The sequence below is a fragment of the Pseudomonas sp. Marseille-Q1929 genome (genome assembly GCF_017316265.1).
Taxonomy (GTDB): domain Bacteria; phylum Pseudomonadota; class Gammaproteobacteria; order Pseudomonadales; family Pseudomonadaceae; genus Aquipseudomonas.
Genome location: NZ_JAFLWU010000004.1, coordinates 67,210 through 83,803 on the forward strand (window position 1 = coordinate 67,210; position 16,594 = coordinate 83,803).

Annotated in this window: 17 protein-coding genes; 12 read left to right on the forward strand and 5 right to left on the reverse strand. The window is 62.3% G+C overall.

Features of this window, described 5'->3' with window-relative positions; genetic code table 11:
- Positions 1–33 precede the first annotated feature (33 nt).
- On the reverse strand, positions 34–1,218 hold the full coding sequence (gene desA, locus J1G37_RS07765; protein ID WP_207040908.1) for a delta-9 fatty acid desaturase DesA: 1,185 nt from the start codon (positions 1,216–1,218) through the stop codon (positions 34–36).
- A 166-nt stretch (positions 1,219–1,384) separates the two neighbouring features.
- Here desA and dibA point away from each other — a divergent pair, with 166 nt between their 5' ends.
- From dibA to J1G37_RS07795, 6 genes are all read left to right on the forward strand, one after another.
- The gene (gene dibA, locus J1G37_RS07770; RefSeq protein ID WP_207040909.1) at positions 1,385–3,298 is read left to right on the forward strand and encodes a phosphodiesterase DibA; all 1,914 of its coding nucleotides are present in this window, start codon (positions 1,385–1,387) and stop codon (positions 3,296–3,298) included.
- A gap of 302 nt (positions 3,299–3,600) precedes the next feature.
- On the forward strand, positions 3,601–3,783 hold the full coding sequence (oscA, locus tag J1G37_RS07775) for a sulfur starvation response protein OscA (protein WP_003170956.1): 183 nt from the start codon (positions 3,601–3,603) through the stop codon (positions 3,781–3,783).
- A 74-nt stretch (positions 3,784–3,857) separates the two neighbouring features.
- Positions 3,858–4,868: a sulfate ABC transporter substrate-binding protein gene (locus J1G37_RS07780; protein WP_207040911.1), complete on the forward strand. Its 1,011-nt coding sequence runs from the start codon at positions 3,858–3,860 to the stop codon at positions 4,866–4,868.
- A gap of 77 nt (positions 4,869–4,945) precedes the next feature.
- Positions 4,946–5,764 (forward strand): sulfate ABC transporter permease subunit CysT, encoded by an 819-nt coding sequence (gene cysT / locus J1G37_RS07785; protein WP_017736173.1) that lies wholly within the window; start codon positions 4,946–4,948, stop codon positions 5,762–5,764.
- A 13-nt stretch (positions 5,765–5,777) separates the two neighbouring features.
- On the forward strand, positions 5,778–6,650 hold the full coding sequence (gene cysW / locus J1G37_RS07790; protein WP_207040913.1) for a sulfate ABC transporter permease subunit CysW: 873 nt from the start codon (positions 5,778–5,780) through the stop codon (positions 6,648–6,650).
- A gap of 3 nt (positions 6,651–6,653) precedes the next feature.
- A complete protein-coding gene (locus J1G37_RS07795) occupies positions 6,654–7,634 on the forward strand; it encodes a sulfate ABC transporter ATP-binding protein (protein ID WP_017736171.1) in 981 nt (326 codons plus the stop codon).
- Between the two features lie 59 nt (positions 7,635–7,693).
- Here the strand turns inward: J1G37_RS07795 and J1G37_RS07800 are convergent, their stop codons facing one another.
- On the reverse strand, positions 7,694–8,221 hold the full coding sequence (locus J1G37_RS07800; RefSeq protein WP_207040915.1) for an Mpo1-like protein: 528 nt from the start codon (positions 8,219–8,221) through the stop codon (positions 7,694–7,696).
- An 83-nt stretch (positions 8,222–8,304) separates the two neighbouring features.
- On the opposite strand from J1G37_RS07800, the gene J1G37_RS07805 reads away from it, so the two are divergent.
- Both J1G37_RS07805 and J1G37_RS07810 read left to right on the forward strand, forming a co-directional pair.
- Complete coding sequence (locus J1G37_RS07805) at positions 8,305–9,000, forward strand: Crp/Fnr family transcriptional regulator (RefSeq protein ID WP_207040917.1); 696 nt, start codon at positions 8,305–8,307, stop codon at positions 8,998–9,000.
- Positions 9,001–9,029: 29 nt separating this feature from the next.
- Positions 9,030–9,395, forward strand: a complete 366-nt coding sequence (locus tag J1G37_RS07810) for a response regulator (RefSeq protein WP_207040919.1) — start codon at positions 9,030–9,032, stop codon at positions 9,393–9,395.
- Positions 9,396–9,514: 119 nt separating this feature from the next.
- Here the strand turns inward: J1G37_RS07810 and J1G37_RS07815 are convergent, their stop codons facing one another.
- Positions 9,515–10,519 carry an AraC family transcriptional regulator gene (locus J1G37_RS07815; RefSeq protein WP_207040922.1) on the reverse strand — a complete coding sequence of 335 codons (1,005 nt, stop codon included), beginning with the start codon at positions 10,517–10,519 and terminating at the stop codon, positions 9,515–9,517.
- Positions 10,520–10,619: 100 nt separating this feature from the next.
- Here J1G37_RS07815 and J1G37_RS07820 point away from each other — a divergent pair, with 100 nt between their 5' ends.
- Positions 10,620–11,714 (forward strand): fatty acid desaturase, encoded by a 1,095-nt coding sequence (locus tag J1G37_RS07820; protein WP_207040924.1) that lies wholly within the window; start codon positions 10,620–10,622, stop codon positions 11,712–11,714.
- Here J1G37_RS07820 and J1G37_RS07825 read toward each other — a convergent pair.
- Both J1G37_RS07825 and J1G37_RS07830 read right to left on the reverse strand, forming a co-directional pair.
- Positions 11,605–12,540: a LysR family transcriptional regulator gene (locus tag J1G37_RS07825; protein ID WP_207040926.1), complete on the reverse strand. Its 936-nt coding sequence runs from the start codon at positions 12,538–12,540 to the stop codon at positions 11,605–11,607. The genes J1G37_RS07820 and J1G37_RS07825 overlap by 110 nt on opposite strands.
- Positions 12,541–12,637: 97 nt before the next feature.
- Positions 12,638–13,807: a CynX/NimT family MFS transporter gene (locus J1G37_RS07830; RefSeq protein WP_207040928.1), complete on the reverse strand. Its 1,170-nt coding sequence runs from the start codon at positions 13,805–13,807 to the stop codon at positions 12,638–12,640.
- A 96-nt stretch (positions 13,808–13,903) separates the two neighbouring features.
- On the opposite strand from J1G37_RS07830, the gene J1G37_RS07835 reads away from it, so the two are divergent.
- The 3 genes from J1G37_RS07835 (at position 13,904) to J1G37_RS07845 (ending at position 16,594) form a co-directional block, all read left to right on the forward strand.
- Complete coding sequence (locus J1G37_RS07835) at positions 13,904–14,767, forward strand: LysR family transcriptional regulator (protein ID WP_207040930.1); 864 nt, start codon at positions 13,904–13,906, stop codon at positions 14,765–14,767.
- Positions 14,768–15,007: 240 nt separating this feature from the next.
- The gene (locus J1G37_RS07840; RefSeq protein ID WP_207040932.1) at positions 15,008–15,820 is read left to right on the forward strand and encodes an energy transducer TonB; all 813 of its coding nucleotides are present in this window, start codon (positions 15,008–15,010) and stop codon (positions 15,818–15,820) included.
- A 51-nt stretch (positions 15,821–15,871) separates the two neighbouring features.
- Complete coding sequence (locus tag J1G37_RS07845; protein ID WP_085986520.1) at positions 15,872–16,594, forward strand: MotA/TolQ/ExbB proton channel family protein; 723 nt, start codon at positions 15,872–15,874, stop codon at positions 16,592–16,594.

Consider the following 16,594-nt stretch of genomic DNA (forward strand, 5'->3'; position numbering starts at 1 on the left):
GTGGGTGGGAGGGCAAGCCCTCCCACCGTAGGCTCAGACCGCTGCAGGACGCAGGGAATAGGTCTTCAATTGGTGGGCAAAGTCGCGCAGGGACTGGATGCCGCTGGCCTCGGCCTCATGCACCCATTCCTTGATGGCAGCGAGCATATCGTGGCCATTGGTGCTGGTCTTGAGCCAGATCTGTTGCAGTGCCAGGCGCTTTTCATAAATCACTTTCAACGCGTGGCTGTGCTCCAGCATGCTCTGGATGCGCAGGTGATGGCGCTCATCCAGCAGGCTGGTCTCCCGCGACAGCAAGCGCTTGGCGCGGTGGAACTGGTGGCGCACCGAGTGATCGACCTTCTCCAGCTCTTGCTTGACCAGCGGGCCGATCACCAGCTTGCGGTACTGGGCCATGATCTGGAAGCGGTTGTTGAGGATCGCCATCGCGGTGTCCATGTCCAGGTGGCCCTTGCCCTCGACGCGGTGGGCAATCGGCGCCACGCGCTGCACCTTGGCCAGGCGCAGCCAGCTGAACACCTTGATCCAGGCCCAGCCCAGGTCGAACTCCCACTTCTTCACCGACAGCTTGGCGGAGTTAGGGTAGGTGTGATGGTTGTTGTGCAGCTCTTCGCCACCGACGATGATGCCCCACGGCACCAGGTTGGTCGCCGCGTCACGGCATTCGAAGTTGCGATAGCCCACGGCATGGCCCAGGCCGTTGATCACGCCGGCGGCCCAGAACGGGATCCACATCATCTGGATCGCCCAGATGGTGATGCCGATGGTGCCGAACAGCAGCAGGTCGATCACGCCCATGATCGCCACGCCGAGCAGCGGGTAGGGGGTGTAGACCTTGCGTTCGACCCAGTCGTCCGGGCAGTTTTTGCCGTAGATGCGCAAGGTCTCGGGGTTTTCCGCTTCGGCGCGGTACAGTTCGGCACCTTTGCGCAATACGGTGGACAGGCCTTTGATCACCGGGCTGTGCGGGTCATCGACGGTTTCGCATTTGGCGTGGTGTTTACGGTGGATGGCGGTCCACTCGCGGGTGTTCTGCGCCGTGGTCAGCCACAGCCAGAAGCGGAAGAAGTGTTTCAGGCCAGCATTGAGTTCCAGGGAACGATGGGCTGAATAGCGGTGCAGATAGACGGTGACCCCAACGATGGTCACGTGGGTCATCAACAGAGTGACTGCCACCAGTTGCCAGGCTGACAGGTCAAGAAAACCGTTGTACCACATAGGCTGTATGGCCCTCAGATAAAGAAAAAAACAGCTCACGCATTATCACTAAGCCTACAGAGAAAACCAGCCACCCTTTCAGATAGGAGTGACGGGATGTTTCTTATTCTATAATCCGCAGCCTTTGTAGGGCGATTCTGTTTTTTTAGTAAGGATTACTGAGCATATGCTGCTTTCATACCGAGGTGCCCTGCGTGTTGGGCTGGTATACCTGCTGGTGTCCATTGTCTGGCTCCAGCTCAGCAACCAGGTATTGATCAACTTTCTCGATGAACCGAGGGACTTGGGTCACTGGTTTCAGGTGCGCGGCTATGTGTGGGTGGCCCTCAGCGCGTTGGCCATTTACCTGATCTGCGCGCGGTTCGACCGGGCCCACCGGCTGGCCCAACCCTTGAAGGAAAACCGCGAGCGCCTGCGCCAGGCTGCCGCCGTGTTCGACTGCACCCGCGAAGGCGTGCTGGTCACCGACGCCATGGGTCTGATCGTGCATGTGAACCGGGCGTTTATGGAGATCACTGGCTACCGGCGCGAAGACGTCATGGGCCAGCAGCCGAGCCTGTTCAAGTCCGGGCGCCATTCATCGGGTTTTTATCAACAGATGTTCCAGGCCCTGGGGCGTACCGGCGAATGGAGCGGGGAAATCTGGAACCGGCGCAAGAGCGGCGAGATTTATCCACAGTGGCAAACCATCCGCGCCGTGCAGGATGATCTCGGCCACGTCAGCCACTACGTCGCGGTGTTCTCCGACATCACCGCCATCAAGCATTCCGAGCACGAACTGGCGCACCTCGCGCACCACGACCCGTTGACCGACCTGCCCAACCGCCTGCTGTTCACCGACCGCGCCGAGCAGGCGCTGGCCTCGGCGCAAGTGCACAAGCGCGGCTGTGCCTTGCTGCTGCTGGACCTGGACCACTTCAAGATCATCAACGACAGCCTCGGCCATAACGTCGGCGACCAACTGCTCAAGCTGGTGGGCGAGCGGCTCAAGGCGCTGTTCGGCCCCGGCGTGACCCTGGCGCGCCTGGGCGGCGACGAGTTCGCCGTGCTGGCGGAAAGTTGTCCACAGGTGGTGCAAGCCGCCGGCCTGGCGCAACGCATGCTGGACGCGATGAAACAACCGTTCATCTTTGACGGCCACCAACTGTTTATCAGCGCCAGCGTCGGCATCAGCCTGTTCCCCAGCGATGCCTTGAGCGCCGAACAACTGCTGCGCAACGCGGACTCCGCGCTGTTCAAGGCCAAGAGTGCCGGGCGCGAAGGTTACGCGCTGTACACCGAAGAACTCACCGCCCACGCGCAAAACCGCGTGGAAATCGCCAGCGAACTGCGCCGCGCCCTCGACCAGCACGAACTGCGCGTCTACTACCAGCCCGTGCACGACCTGCAAGACAGCCGCCTGATCGGCGTCGAGGCACTGGTGCGTTGGGAACACCCGGAGCGTGGCCTGGTGCCGCCGGGGGATTTCATCCCCATCGCCGAGCGCACCGGGTTGATCGCCGACATCGACGCCTGGGTGCTGGACCAGTCGTGCCGCCAGATGGGCCAATGGCTGGCGCAGGGCGTGGCGCTGAATTTTATCGCGGTCAACGTCTCCAGCCGTCTGTTTGCCCGGCGTGAGCTGTACGAGCAAGTCGCCCAGGTGCTGCACGACACCGGCCTGGACCCGGCTTTCCTTGAATTGGAAGTCACCGAAAGCGCGGTGATGGACGACCCCGAAGCCGCCCTGGAGCAACTGCACCGCCTGCGCGAACTGGGCTTGCGCCTGGCCATCGACGACTTTGGCACCGGTTATTCTTCACTGCTTCGCCTCAAACGCCTGCCGGTGCAGAAACTCAAGATCGACCAGGGCTTTGTCGCCGGCTTGCCGTGGGACGAAGACGACGCCGCCATCGTGCGCGTGGTCATCGCCCTGGCGAAAAGCATGGGCATGCAGGTGCACGCCGAAGGCATCGAGCAGGTGGAGCAGGCGCGGTTCCTGTTGGAGCATGAGTGCGACCTGGGCCAGGGCTACTGGTTTGGCCGGCCAGTGCCGGCGAGTGAAATCGACTGGAACCGAGCCCCGCCAATCCAGAATTGAAATGTGGCCAAAAATGTGGGAGCTGGCTTGCCTGCGATAGCGGTCGATCAGCCAGTGATGTGCTGGCTGACACACCGCTATCGCAGGCAAGCCAGCTCCCACATTTGGATCTTAATAAGGCTTTATTTCAGCGTGCGGGCATAAAACCCGCACGCAACCCCACGTCCCACCAGAAAATTCTTTCTGGTTATATAAACATTCTTAAATAGTATTTTTAAGAATATCCGCGCTTATCTACTATCGCTCTCACGCCACCCGCAGTGCCGCCACTGCAAGGCACTCTTTATTTCAGGAGCGAGACCATGAGCGCATCTCTACGTAGCGTCGACGGCCAGGACGAAGCAGCCATTTTGCGTGAGATCCAGAGCGCATTGCGCGACCTGCGCTTTGGCGCAGTGGAAATCACCGTGCATAACGCGCAAGTGGTCCAGATCGAACGCAAAGAAAAATTTCGCCTGCAGAACCCGGGTAACAAACCGAGCTAAGCAGTCACGGCGATTCGCATGCTAGACCCGCACTTATAAGAAAAAGCCAACACCCAGAATTTTCAGGAGCTTCTATGTCGTCGATTCGCCGTTACGCCCTGGCCGCCCTGGCCAGCGCCGTGTTTGCAGGTTCCGCCGTTGCCAAGGACTACGAGTTGCTCAACGTCTCGTACGACCCGACCCGTGAGCTGTACCAGGACTACAACGCTGAGTTCACCAATTTCTGGAAACAGTCCCACCCCGGCGACAACGTGAAAATCCAGCAATCCCACGGTGGTTCGGGCAAGCAAGGCCGCGCCGTGATCGACGGCCTGCGCGCCGACGTGGTGACCCTGGCCCTGGCCGGCGACATCGACGAAATCGCCAAGTTGGGCAAGACCCTCCCGGAAAACTGGCAGACCCGCCTGCCGGACGCCAGCACCCCGTACACCTCGACCATCGTGTTCCTGGTGCGCAAGGGCAACCCTAAAGGCATCAAGGATTGGGGCGACCTGATCAAGAAAGACGTTTCGGTCATCACCCCGAACCCGAAAACCTCCGGCGGCGCCCGCTGGAACTTCCTTGCCGCCTGGGCCTACGGCCTCAAGGCTGGCGGCAGCGAAGCCAAGGCCCAGGAATACGTTCAAGCGCTGTTCAAGCACGTGCCAGTGCTGGACACCGGCGCACGCGGTTCGACCATCACCTTTGTCAACAACGGTCAGGGTGACGTGTTGCTGGCCTGGGAAAACGAAGCCTTCCTGGCGTTGAAGGAAGACGGCGGCGCCGACAAGTTCGACATCGTCGTGCCGTCCCTGTCGATCCTCGCCGAGCCGCCAGTGGCCGTAGTCGACAAGAACGCCGAGAAAAAGGGCAACACCGAAATCGCCACTGAATACCTGAAACACCTGTACAGCCCGGCTGGCCAGGAGATTGCGGCGAAGAACTTCTACCGCCCACGCGATGCGAAAGTTGCCGCCAAATACGCCCAACAGTTCCCGAAACTGGACCTGGTGACTATCGACAAAGACTTCGGCGGCTGGAAAACTGCCCAACCGAAATTCTTTAACGACGGTGGCGTGTTCGACCAGATCTACACGGCGCAGTAAGCCGAGCAGCAACCCGCCCACAGAGCCCGCATTCACCTGCGGGTTTTGTGTGTCAGTTCCCCTAACCAAGGACTCTTATGTCGCGTCGTATCTCCCCCGTCATACCCGGCTTCGGGCTGACGCTGGGCTACACCGTGGTGTACCTCAGCCTGATCGTACTCATCCCCCTCGCGGCGATGTTTGTACACGCCGCTCAACTTACCTGGGATCAGTTCTGGAACATCATCTCCGCCCCGCGCGTACTGGCGGCCTTGAAGCTGAGCTTCAGCACCGCGTTGTACGCCGCGCTGATCAACGGCGTGATCGGCACACTGCTGGCCTGGGTGCTGGTGCGCTACACCTTCCCCGGCCGCAAGATCATCGATGCGATGATCGACCTGCCGTTCGCCTTGCCCACCGCCGTGGCGGGTATCGCACTGACCGCCTTGTATACGCCTAATGGTTTTGTCGGCCAGTTTGCCGCCGACCTGGGCTTCAAGATCGCCTACACCCCGCTGGGCATCACCCTGGCGCTGACCTTTGTCACGCTGCCATTCGTGGTGCGCACGGTGCAGCCGGTACTGGCCGATATCCCCCGGGAAATCGAAGAAGCCGCCGCCTGCCTGGGCGCCAAGCCGTTGCAGGTGTTCCGCTACATCCTTGTGCCCGCGTTGCTGCCCGCCTGGCTCACCGGCTTTGCCCTGGCGTTTGCCCGTGGCGTCGGTGAGTACGGTTCGGTGATCTTCATCGCCGGCAACATGCCGATGAAAACCGAGATCCTGCCGCTGCTGATCATGGTCAAGCTCGACCAATACGACTACCGCGGCGCCACCTCCATCGGTGTGCTGATGCTGGTGGTTTCCTTTGTCCTGCTGCTGCTGATCAACTTGTTGCAGCGGCGCATCGAACGTCCATAAGGAGGCGCGGAACATGTCCCAATCGTCTATTTCCGCCGCGTCCTCGGCCAACGCTGCCCGGCGTGGCAGTGCGGTGTCGCGACGTATCCTGATCAGCCTCGGCTGGCTGGTGTTTGCGCTGTTCCTGCTGTTGCCGCTGTTGATCGTGGTGACCCAGGGCCTGAAGAACGGCCTCGGCGCGTTCTTCACCGCGATCCTCGAACCCGACGCGCTGTCGGCGTTGAAACTCACGGTGATCGCTGTGGCGATTTCGGTGCCGCTCAACGTGGTGTTCGGTGTCAGCGCTGCCTGGTGCGTGAGCAAATACTCGTTCCGTGGCAAGAGCATCCTGGTCACGCTGATCGACCTGCCGTTCTCGGTGTCGCCGGTGATCGCCGGCCTGGTCTACGTGCTGATGTTCGGCGCCCAGGGCTTCTTTGGCCCGTGGTTGCAGGACCATGACATCCAGATCGTGTTCGCCTTGCCCGGCATTGTGCTGGCGACCATCTTCGTCACCGTGCCGTTCGTGGCCCGTGAACTGATCCCGCTGATGCAAGAGCAGGGCACCCAGGAAGAAGAAGCCGCGCGCCTGTTGGGTGCGAATGGCTGGCAGATGTTCTGGCACGTCACCGTGCCGAATATCAAATGGGGCCTGATCTACGGCGTGGTGCTGTGTACCGCACGGGCCATGGGTGAGTTTGGTGCGGTGTCGGTGGTGTCCGGCCACATTCGCGGCGTCACCAATACCCTGCCGCTGCACGTCGAGATTCTCTACAACGAATATAACCACGTCGCCGCGTTTGCGGTGGCCAGCCTGCTGCTGATCCTGGCGCTCTTCATCCTGCTGCTCAAGCAGTGGAGCGAGAACCGTATCAACCGCCTGCGCAACAGTGCCGGTGAGGAATAAGTCATGTCGATCGAAGTCCGTAATGTCAGCAAGAACTTCAACGCCTTCAAGGCCCTGAACAGCATCAATCTGGACATCCAGAGTGGCGAGCTGGTGGCGTTGCTTGGCCCGTCCGGCTGCGGCAAGACCACCTTGCTGCGCATCATCGCCGGCCTCGAAACCCCGGATGACGGCAGCATCGTGTTCCACGGTGAAGACGTCTCCGGCCATGACGTGCGTGATCGCAACGTCGGCTTTGTGTTCCAGCACTACGCGTTGTTCCGCCACATGACCGTGTTCGACAACGTCGCCTTTGGCCTGCGCATGAAGCCGAAGAACCAGCGCCCGAGCGAAAGCCAGATCGCCAGCAAAGTCCACGAGCTGCTGAACATGGTGCAACTGGACTGGCTGTCCGACCGCTACCCGGAACAACTCTCCGGTGGCCAGCGCCAGCGTATCGCCCTGGCCCGCGCCCTGGCGGTGGAACCGAAAGTGCTGCTGCTGGATGAGCCGTTCGGCGCCCTCGACGCCAAGGTGCGTAAAGAACTGCGCCGCTGGCTCGCCCGCCTGCACGAAGACATCAACCTGACCTCGGTGTTCGTGACCCACGACCAGGAAGAGGCCATGGAAGTCGCCGACCGCATTGTGGTGATGAACAAGGGCGTGATCGAACAGATCGGCTCACCGGGCGAAGTCTACGAAAACCCGGCCAGTGATTTCGTCTATCACTTCCTCGGTGATTCGAACCGCCTGCATCTGGGCGAAGACAATCATGTGTTGTTCCGCCCCCATGAAGTGTCGCTGTCGCGCCATGAACTGGAAGACCACCACGCCGCCGAAGTGCGCGATATCCGCCCGTTGGGTGCAACCACGCGCGTGACGTTGAAAGTGGAAGGCCAGAGCGAGCTGATCGAAGCCGAAGTGGTCAAAGACCACGACAGCCTCACCGGCCTGGCCCGCGGCGAGACACTGTTCTTCAAACCCAAGGTCTGGCAAAAAGCTTAAGAACCCACCACCCGGCCAAATGTGGAATGGGATCAAACTGTGGGAGCCCGCTCCCACATTTAAATCCCACTAGGCTTTAGATCACGGCGCGCCACCGGCCCCGAGCGTGCTTCGATCTGCTGCTTGAGGTCATGGCGCAGCCCCACGAGAAACGCCAACTCCGCCACCACAAACAACGGCCCGACGATCAGCCCCGACACATCGTCCACAAACGCGGGCTTTTTACCCTCGTAATAGTGCCCGACAAACTGAATCACCCAGCCCACCACAAACATGCCAATCCCGCTGCCCAGCCACACCAGCGTGCTCTGCGCCGCCAACACATGCCCGGCCCACACCGACAAGCCCATCAGCACCGTCATCAACACGCCGAGTGCCAGTTCCAGGCGCAAGTAAAACCACGCCGAAAACAACGCGAGCAGCACCGCCGGAGAAATCCACAGCGCGCCCGCCGGCCATTCGGGACGCGACAGCAGCACCGCCACCGCCACCACAATCAACGGGATGCCGATAAAGTGGCTGGCGATATTGCGCGGGTCGCGATGGTAGGCGGCGTATTGGCTGAGGTGATCGACGAGGCTTTTCATTGTTGTTCCTCCTGTAGGATGTTTGATCATGCCCTGTCAGCCTTTGCCTGACTGTCAGCTGGGCGACAATCTTTGGAGTTCCCATGGATGCAGCGCAATGGCACTCGCAATTGGCGACAGGCCAGTGGTTCAGTCACCTGCCCGCACCGTTTCAGACTAGCTTGCTGGCCCACGCCCGGTTGCGCCAGCTGACGGCGGGGCAATACCTGTTCAAGCGCGGCGACCCGCCATGCGGCCTGTATGCGGTGCTCGATGGCAGCTTGCGCATCAGCGCGGTCAATGAACACGGCAAGGAGGCGGTATTGAGCCTGGTGGAGCCGCCTTTCTGGTTTGGCGAGATCTGCCTGTTCGACGGCCTGCCGCGCACCCACGACGCCTGCGCCGTCGGCCCGTGCACACTGTTGCAGGTGCCGCAGCAGGCGCTGTTGAAAGACCTCGACGAAAACCCGCGCTACTGGCGCGACCTGGCGTTGTTGATGAGCCAGAAGTTGCGCCTGAGCTTTATCGGCCTCGAACAAATGCGCCTGATGCCGGCGTCGGTGCGTCTGGCCCACCGCTTGCTGATGATCATTGACGGCCACGGCGACATCGAGCCCGCACGGCGCATCGTGCAACTGCCCCAGGAAGACCTGGCGGCGATGCTCAGTCTGTCGCGCCAGACCACCAACGCCTTGCTCAAGGATCTGCAAGCCCAGGGCATTGTGCGTTTGGGCTACGGCGAGATCGAAATTCTCGACGCCGGGCGGTTGCGGGAGGCGGCGCACACCCGAGGGTGTTAGCCTGCTGGCCTGATCAATCGAGGTGTCTTATGCGCGTGCTGTTAGTGGAACATGAATCCGACGAGGCACAGCGGATGGCCCAGGGCTTGAACGAGGCCAGCTACAGCGTGGAAGTCGCGGCCAATGGCATGGCGGCCCAGCGTCTGGTCGAGGACGGCGAGTACGACCTGGTGATACTCGATGTGATGCTGCCCGGGCTGAATGCCTGGAAGTTGCAGCAAGCGATTCGCCAGAAAGGCGACACGCCGCTGTTGTTCCTGACAACGCCCGGCGGCATTGAAGACCGGCTGCGTGGGTTGGAATTGCATGAGGATGACTACTTGCTCAAGCCGTTTGAGGCCAAGGCGTTGGTGGCGCGGGTGAGGAAAGTGTTACGGCGTGATCGTGGGCGGTGACTGATCTGACGCCTTCGCGAGCAAGCCCGCTCCCACATTTGATCGAGTTCCAACTTTGGAATGCAGTCAAATGTGGGAGCGGGCTTGCTCGCGAAGAGGCCCTCAAAAACCCCACAAATCTACCTCAACCCCTCCCGAAACTGCCCCGGCGTCACCCCCGTCCACCGCTTGAACGCCCGGCTAAAACTGCTCGTATCAGCAAACCCCAGCAAATGACTGATCTCCGCCAACGAACACTGCGGATCGCGCAAATGCAGCAACGCCAAATTCTCCCGGCACTCATTGAGCAACGCATCAAACCGGCAGCCTTCGTCCGCCAGATGCCGCTGCAAACTGCGCAAACTCAAGTGCAACGCCTGGGCGACCCGTTCCGCACTCGGCTCGCCGTCGGGCAATTGCGCTTCGATCACCCGGCGCACCTTGCGCTCCCAGGTCAGCGGTTGCAGCTGGGCAAGGGTGCGTTTGAGCACGGTTTCATTGTGCTCGGCCAGTTCGGGGTTGGCGTCGTCGAGGTGGCTGTCGAAGTCTTGGGCGGCGAATTCCAGGCGGTCTTCCTCGGCGCCAAAAAACACCGGCGCGCGAAACACCGTGTGCCAGGGCTGGGGATCGGCCGGCTCGGGGCGCTGCAAGTAAACGGCTAAGGGTGCGTAGTCCCGGCCCAGGCGATTGCGGCACGTACGCACATAAATCGCCGCAAACGCATCAATGGCTTCGAACGCCGGCGCCGGGCTGCCGCTGGGTTGCAGCAGGCGAAAACGATAGCGCTCGCCATCACCACTCAACTCCAGGGTCAGCGCATCGCTGACCACCTGGTGATAACGCACGATGCGCTCGAACACCTCGCGCAAACTGCCGCTGGCCACCAGCGCATAACCCAACGCATGAAAGGTGGTGGGGCTGACAAACCGCGACACCCGCAAGCCAATCGCCGGGTCGCCGCTGGCCTGCACCGCCAGCTCCCACAACCGTGTGGTGGCCGACAGTGGGTAGCGCGCATTGGGGTCGTCCATCTGCTGCGGGTCGAGCCCGGCTTGCACGCACAGTGCGGCGCTGTCGAGGCCGAGGGCGTCGAGCTGCTTGCGCAGGGCGCGGGTCCAGCTGGCGAGGGAGGTGGGTTCGGTCATGGCGATTGGCGCTTGCGGTCAACAGGTTGGCGTCCGGGGCTAGCGCCCTGCCAGATCGCGTGGGGCAGGATGGACGCATCAATAACCAGAGGATGGAAGCATGGACGGTACTTCTGCAAGTCCCCAGCAGATGAACGCGCAACAGCGTTCGGCGCATATCCGTGAAGTGGTGCTGGCCGAAGGCGTACGCCTGCGCCAGCAGCACCCGTGGCTGCTGCATCAGGACGCGCTGGGCGCGGGCATCCTGGCGTTTGCGTTGCTCGGCATGCTGGGCTCGGCAGCGCTCTACATCACGGGTCATATGGCCTGGTGGGCGTGCCTGTTGATCAACGCGTTCCTGGCTTCGCTGACCCACGAGCTGGAACACGACCTGATCCACAGCATGTACTTTCGCAAGCAGCGCATCCCCCACCACCTGATGATGGGCCTGGTGTGGCTGGCGCGGCCGAGCACGATCAACCCGTGGATTCGCCGCCACCTGCACCTCAACCATCACAAGGTCTCCGGCACCGAGACGGACATGGAAGAACGCGCCATCACCAACGGCGAGCCCTGGGGTTTTGCGCGGTTGTTGATGGTCGGCGACAACGTCATGTCGGCGTTTATTCGCCTGCTGCGGGCCAAGACCTGGAAGCACAAGCTCAGCATCCTCAAGCGCTCGCTGCTGGTGTACGCGCCGCTGGCGCTGCTGCATTGGGGCGCATGGTACGTGTTCCTCGGTTTCCACGCGGCCAATGGCATCGCCAGCCTGCTGGGCGCGCCCATCGAGTGGTCAGCCAGCACCTTGCAGATGATGCAGGTGATCGACATCGCCGCCGTGGTGATCATCGGCCCCAATGTGCTGCGCACCTTTTGCCTGCACTTTGTCAGCTCAAACATGCACTACTACGGCGATGTGGAACTGGGCAATGTGATCCAGCAGACCCAGGTATTGAACCCGTGGTGGCTGTGGCCGTTGCAGGCGTTCTGCTTCAACTTTGGCAGCACCCATGGCATCCACCATTTTGTGGTGAAGGAGCCGTTCTACATCCGCCAGATGACCGCCAAGGTGGCGCACAAGGTGATGGCGCAGATGGGCGTACGCTTCAATGACTTTGGGACGTTTGCGCGGGCCAATCGGCTTGGTTTTCCACCGCCAGCAACGTCTCGATCAACGCCTTCGCCGCAGGCGACAAGCGCGCCCCAGCGCGGCTGATGATCCCGCAGCGGTTGCTCAAGCTGTCGAGGGCGTGGGGCAGGTTGCGCCAGTGCAGCACCTGCAACGCGCCGCTGGCGAAGTCATCGACGAAGGCTTCTCTGGCGCCCAGGCCAATCGCATCGGACTGGCGCACGATGCTCGCCAGCGCGGCGAACTGTTCCAACTCGATGGCGGGGGCAAAGTCGATGCGCCCACTGAGGTTTGCCAACAGCTTGCGAATGCCCGGCGCGATCAACGGCGTGGCCAGCGGGTAGCCGAACAGGTCGTTGGTGGACAGGCTGTCCTTGGCCAGCAGCGGGTGCCCGGCACGGCAGAAAAACACGCTGCGTCGGGGCGTCAGGGCCTGGGTCTGGAAGTTCGGGTCGGCCTCGAAGTGGCGCACATCGGCGATAAAAAATTCGATCTCTTCGCGGCTCAGGCTGCGCCCGAGCCGTTCCCAGTTATCCACCTGCAAGGCACTGCGCACCTTGGGGTAGGCACTGACAAACCGCGCCAGGGCCTGGGGCAGCAGGTTGACCGCCGCCACCACGTCGCAACCCAAGCGCACTTCGCCGGCGTCGAGCTTGGTCATGCGCGTGACTTCGTGGCTTAGCAATGCCGCGCCTTGCACCAGGCTCAGGGCATGTTGCAGCACCACCTGGCCTTCCGGGGTCGGGCGCAGCTCTTTGTGGGCGCGGTCCACCAGCACGCAGCCGAACTCTTGCTCCAGACCCTGGATGCTGCGGCTGAACGCCGGTTGCGTGATGCCCATGGCGTCGGCGGCGCGCACGAAACTGCGGTGCTCGTTGAGCGCGATGAAATAGCGCAGTTGGCGAAGATCCATGGGGGGCCCGGCGTCCAAGAGGAGAACCGGGATTTTAAGCGGCGTGCTTATTCCGTCAATGAAGCATGTTTGTTTTATCTAGATCTTAAACGCATAACTATAGAGCGGGCGCCGTGCGGTAGGTCGCCGGGCTGAATACCCGTGTGACCACCAGCATCGCCACGGCGGTGACGGCCAGCACCACCCAGGCGCTGACAAAGTTGCCGGTGAGTTCGCGCAGCCAGCCGGTCATCCACGGCGACACGGCATTGATCAAGAAGCCCACGCCCTGCACAAAGGCCGCCAGTTGCCCGGCCTGGCGCGGGTCGCGATGGTGGTCGAGGGTCAGCAGCAGGCTCAGGGCAAAACACGCGCCGAGGCCAAAGCCACACAACGCGACCCACAGATGGGGAAATTGCAGCGGCGCAATGATCAAGCCCAGATAACCCACGGTTTGCGCCAACAGGCTGATGCCGAGTAACGGCCGCCGGTCGATCCCGCGTTGTGCCAGCACCGGCATCAACAGCGCCGCGAGCACCTGGAAGATGGTCATGAACGCCAGCAACGAACCGCTGGGCAGCACGCCCCAGCCCAACTGTTGATAAAACGCCGGCAGCCACGCCACCAGGCTCATATAGCCGCAGTTCACCAGGCCGAAATACAGCGCCAGCAACCACGCGCGGCGATTGCGCAGGCCCTTGAACGCCGGGATCTCCTTGGCGCTTTTTTCCGCCCCCAGTGGCAACCAGGCCCACAGCAACAATGCGCCCAGCGCCGGCAACAGCCACACGCCCAGGCCCGCCTGCCAATCGCCGAACTGCGTGGCCACCAGCGGGCTGAGCAGCGCCGCGAGCCCACCGCCGGCCATCAATGAGGCCGAGTACACGCCCATCGCCACCGGCACGCGGTGCTGGAATTCGCGCTTGATCATCGCCGGCACCAGCGCCTGGATCAGCGCCACACCGGCACCGCCCAGCAACGCCGTCACCAGCAGCGCAGCGCCCTGGCCCATCAGCCAGCGGGCGAGGCACGCCAGCAGGATCATCATCAGGCCCAGGGCGATGCCGCGCCGTTCACCCAACTGCGCCTCGACACGCACGCCGACCAACGCGACCAAGCCCATGCAAATCACCGGCAGGCTGGTGAGCAGGGCGCTGCTCTGGAAACTCAAGCCCGTGGCCAGGCGAATCTCGCCGAGCAATGGGCTGATGGAACTGAGGATCGGCCGCAGGTTGAGGCCCAGCACAATCAGCAGGCCCCAGCCGGCGAAGGATTTATTGAGGGTCATGCAGCGCCCTTGCGGCAGGTAAATGAGGCGTGAGTATGGCCAGCCACGCAGGTATTCTGAAATTAAATATAACCATGAAAACCAGTGGCAAATGGAATGGTGAGCGCCGTGTTCGATCCCGTGTTGTTACGCAGTTTTGTCGCCGTGGTGGATTGCGGCAACTTCACCCGCGCCGCCGAGCGCCTGCACTTGACCCAATCCACCGTGAGCCAGCAGATCCGCCGCCTGGAAGACGTTACCGGCTGCCAGTTGCTCGACCGCGACCAGCGCCATGTGGTCGCCACCGCCGAGGGTGAACGCCTGCTGGCCTACGCGCGGCGCATCCTGGCGCTGCATGAAGAGGCCGCCGATGTGTTGATCAACCAGCAAAGCGACGGCGTGTTGCGCCTCGGGGTGCCGGAAGACTTTGCCGCCGAGCGCCTGATGCCCTTGTTGTCGGCGTTTGTGCTGGCGTATCCACGGGTGCGCCTGGAAGTCACCAGCGGCCTCGGCCCGGAGTTGCAGCGCCAGTACCGCAGCGGTGAATTCGACGTGTTGCTGGTCAAGCAAATGGGCGACAGCGACGACTGCCTGGCCTCATGGCCGGAACCGCTGTGCTGGGTGGACAGCCGCAGCACGCCGTCCCTGGGCCGTGACCCGCTGCCGTTGGTGGCGTTTCCGGTGGGCGGGCTGTACCGCAATGAAATGCTGCAACACCTGGAAGTGGGCGGCTGGCGCTGGCGCATTGGCTACTCCAGCGCGAGCCTGGCCAGTGTGTGCTCGGCGGTGGCGGCGGGGTTGGGGATCAGCTTGTTGCCGCGTCGTGTGGTGCAGGCGGGGCACCTGATCCTTGGCGAAGACAGCGGTTTGCCGGCGGTGCAGGGCGTGCGCCTGGCGTTGTATGCGCGCAGCGGCTTGGGCGCGGCGGGGCAGTGTTTGCAGAGCGAGTTGTTCGATTTGTGTGCAAACAACCCCTATTGATCAATGCCTTTGCGGAATATTTTGTATGCCTGCAAAGCATTGAAAAAAACCGCCTCGGCGCCAGGCCACGGAAGACGTGGGCTTGGCGTTTCTGAATGTTTCGTTTATTCAATTTAGATCTATGTATAACTTTAAAGATTACTTTAAGAGATAAGCGTCTGGCCCCGATGATTCAGCCCTCGACGGCCTTCCATGCAGGCCCGTCGGTTTTTTGGTTTCAAGACCGTAGGGAGTGAATCAATGGGCAATGTCCAGACCGCCGCCAGTGCACAAGAGGCGCAATGGCGCCAGGCACCGAGTGGTGAGTTGGTCGACCTTGGGCGGCCGCACCGCGCGCCGTTGGGGCAACTGCGAACGCAGCAAACCCCCAAGCGTTTCTCCAGCCGGCGCGAAGGGATTCTGCTGGGCCTGCTGGTGCTGGCCCTGCACGGTGCGGTGATCTACTGGGTGGCGCAGAAGCCCACGCCGGTGCTGCCGATCGTGCCGCCGGAAATTCCGCCGATGACCATCGAATTTTCCCAGCCGGCGCCGCCGGTGGTTGAACCGCCACCGCCCGTGCCGCCACCACCGCCGCCGCCCGTGGTCGAGCCACCGCCGCCGGTAGTGGATGAGTTGGCCGCCAAGCCGGCGCCGCCAAAACCGATTCCAAAACCCAAGCCAAAGCCCGTGCCGAAGCCTGAGCCCAAGCCCGCCCCGAAGCCGGTCGAGCAACCTCCCACGCCACCGACACCCGCACCGCCTGCGCCGCCTGCTCCACCGGCGCCGGCCCCGGTCACACCGGCCTCGGCCAACGCCGCGTACTTGAAGAACCCGGCGCCCGAATACCCGTCACTGGCCCAGCGCCGGGGCTGGGAAGGCACGGTGTTGCTGCGGGTGCAGGTGCTGGCCAGCGGCAAGCCAGGCGAGATCCAGATCCAGAAAAGCAGCGGTCGCCAGCAACTCGACGACGCCGCGCTGGCCGCAGTGAAACGCTGGAGCTTTGTGCCGGCCAAGCAGGGCGACGTGGCCCAGAACGGCTGGGTCAGCGTCCCGATCGATTTCAAGATTCACTAACTATTCGGCTGCGGTGTGTCTCACACGCCGCGACCTGCACAGAGGGAACACATCATGGCATTAGCATCTCCACTTGAATCCATCGAAAGCGCGGTGATCTGGCTGCTGGTGGTCTTTTCGGTCGCGACCTGGGGCCTGGCGCTGTTGAAGGGCGTGCAGTTCGGTCGCCTCAAGGCGCAGGATCGCAAGTTCCACAAACAGTTCTGGGCGGCGTCGAGTCTCGACTCGGCCGCCGAGCTGGCAGAGACCCAACCTGGCGCCGCTGCTCGTGTGGCCCAGGCCGGTTATGCGGCGATCCAGGTTGGTGACACCCCTCACGCAGCGGATTTGAGCCAGGCCATCAACCACCAGGACCGCCTCGAACGCGCCCTGCGCCAGCAGATCGTACGTGAGCGTCGCTCCCTGGAAACCGGCTTGGCCGTGGTCGCCAGTATCGGCAGCACCTCGCCGTTTATCGGCCTGTTCGGCACCGTGTGGGGCATCATGGAAGCCCTCAAAGGCATCAGCGCCGCCGGCTCCGCCAGCCTCGAAACCGTGGCCGGGCCGATTGGTGCCGCGCTGGTTGCAACGGGCGTTGGTATTGCCGTCGCGGTGCCGGCGGTGCTGGTCTACAACTACTTCCTGCGTCGCCTCAAGCTCACCGCTGCCGACCTCGACGACTTCGCCCACGACTTCTACAGCCTCGCGCAGAAAAATTCGTTCCGCGTGCTGCTGCACCCGGCGCTGAACAAAACTGCGGCCGGCACCCCGCAAAAAGTGAAGGAGGCGTCCTGA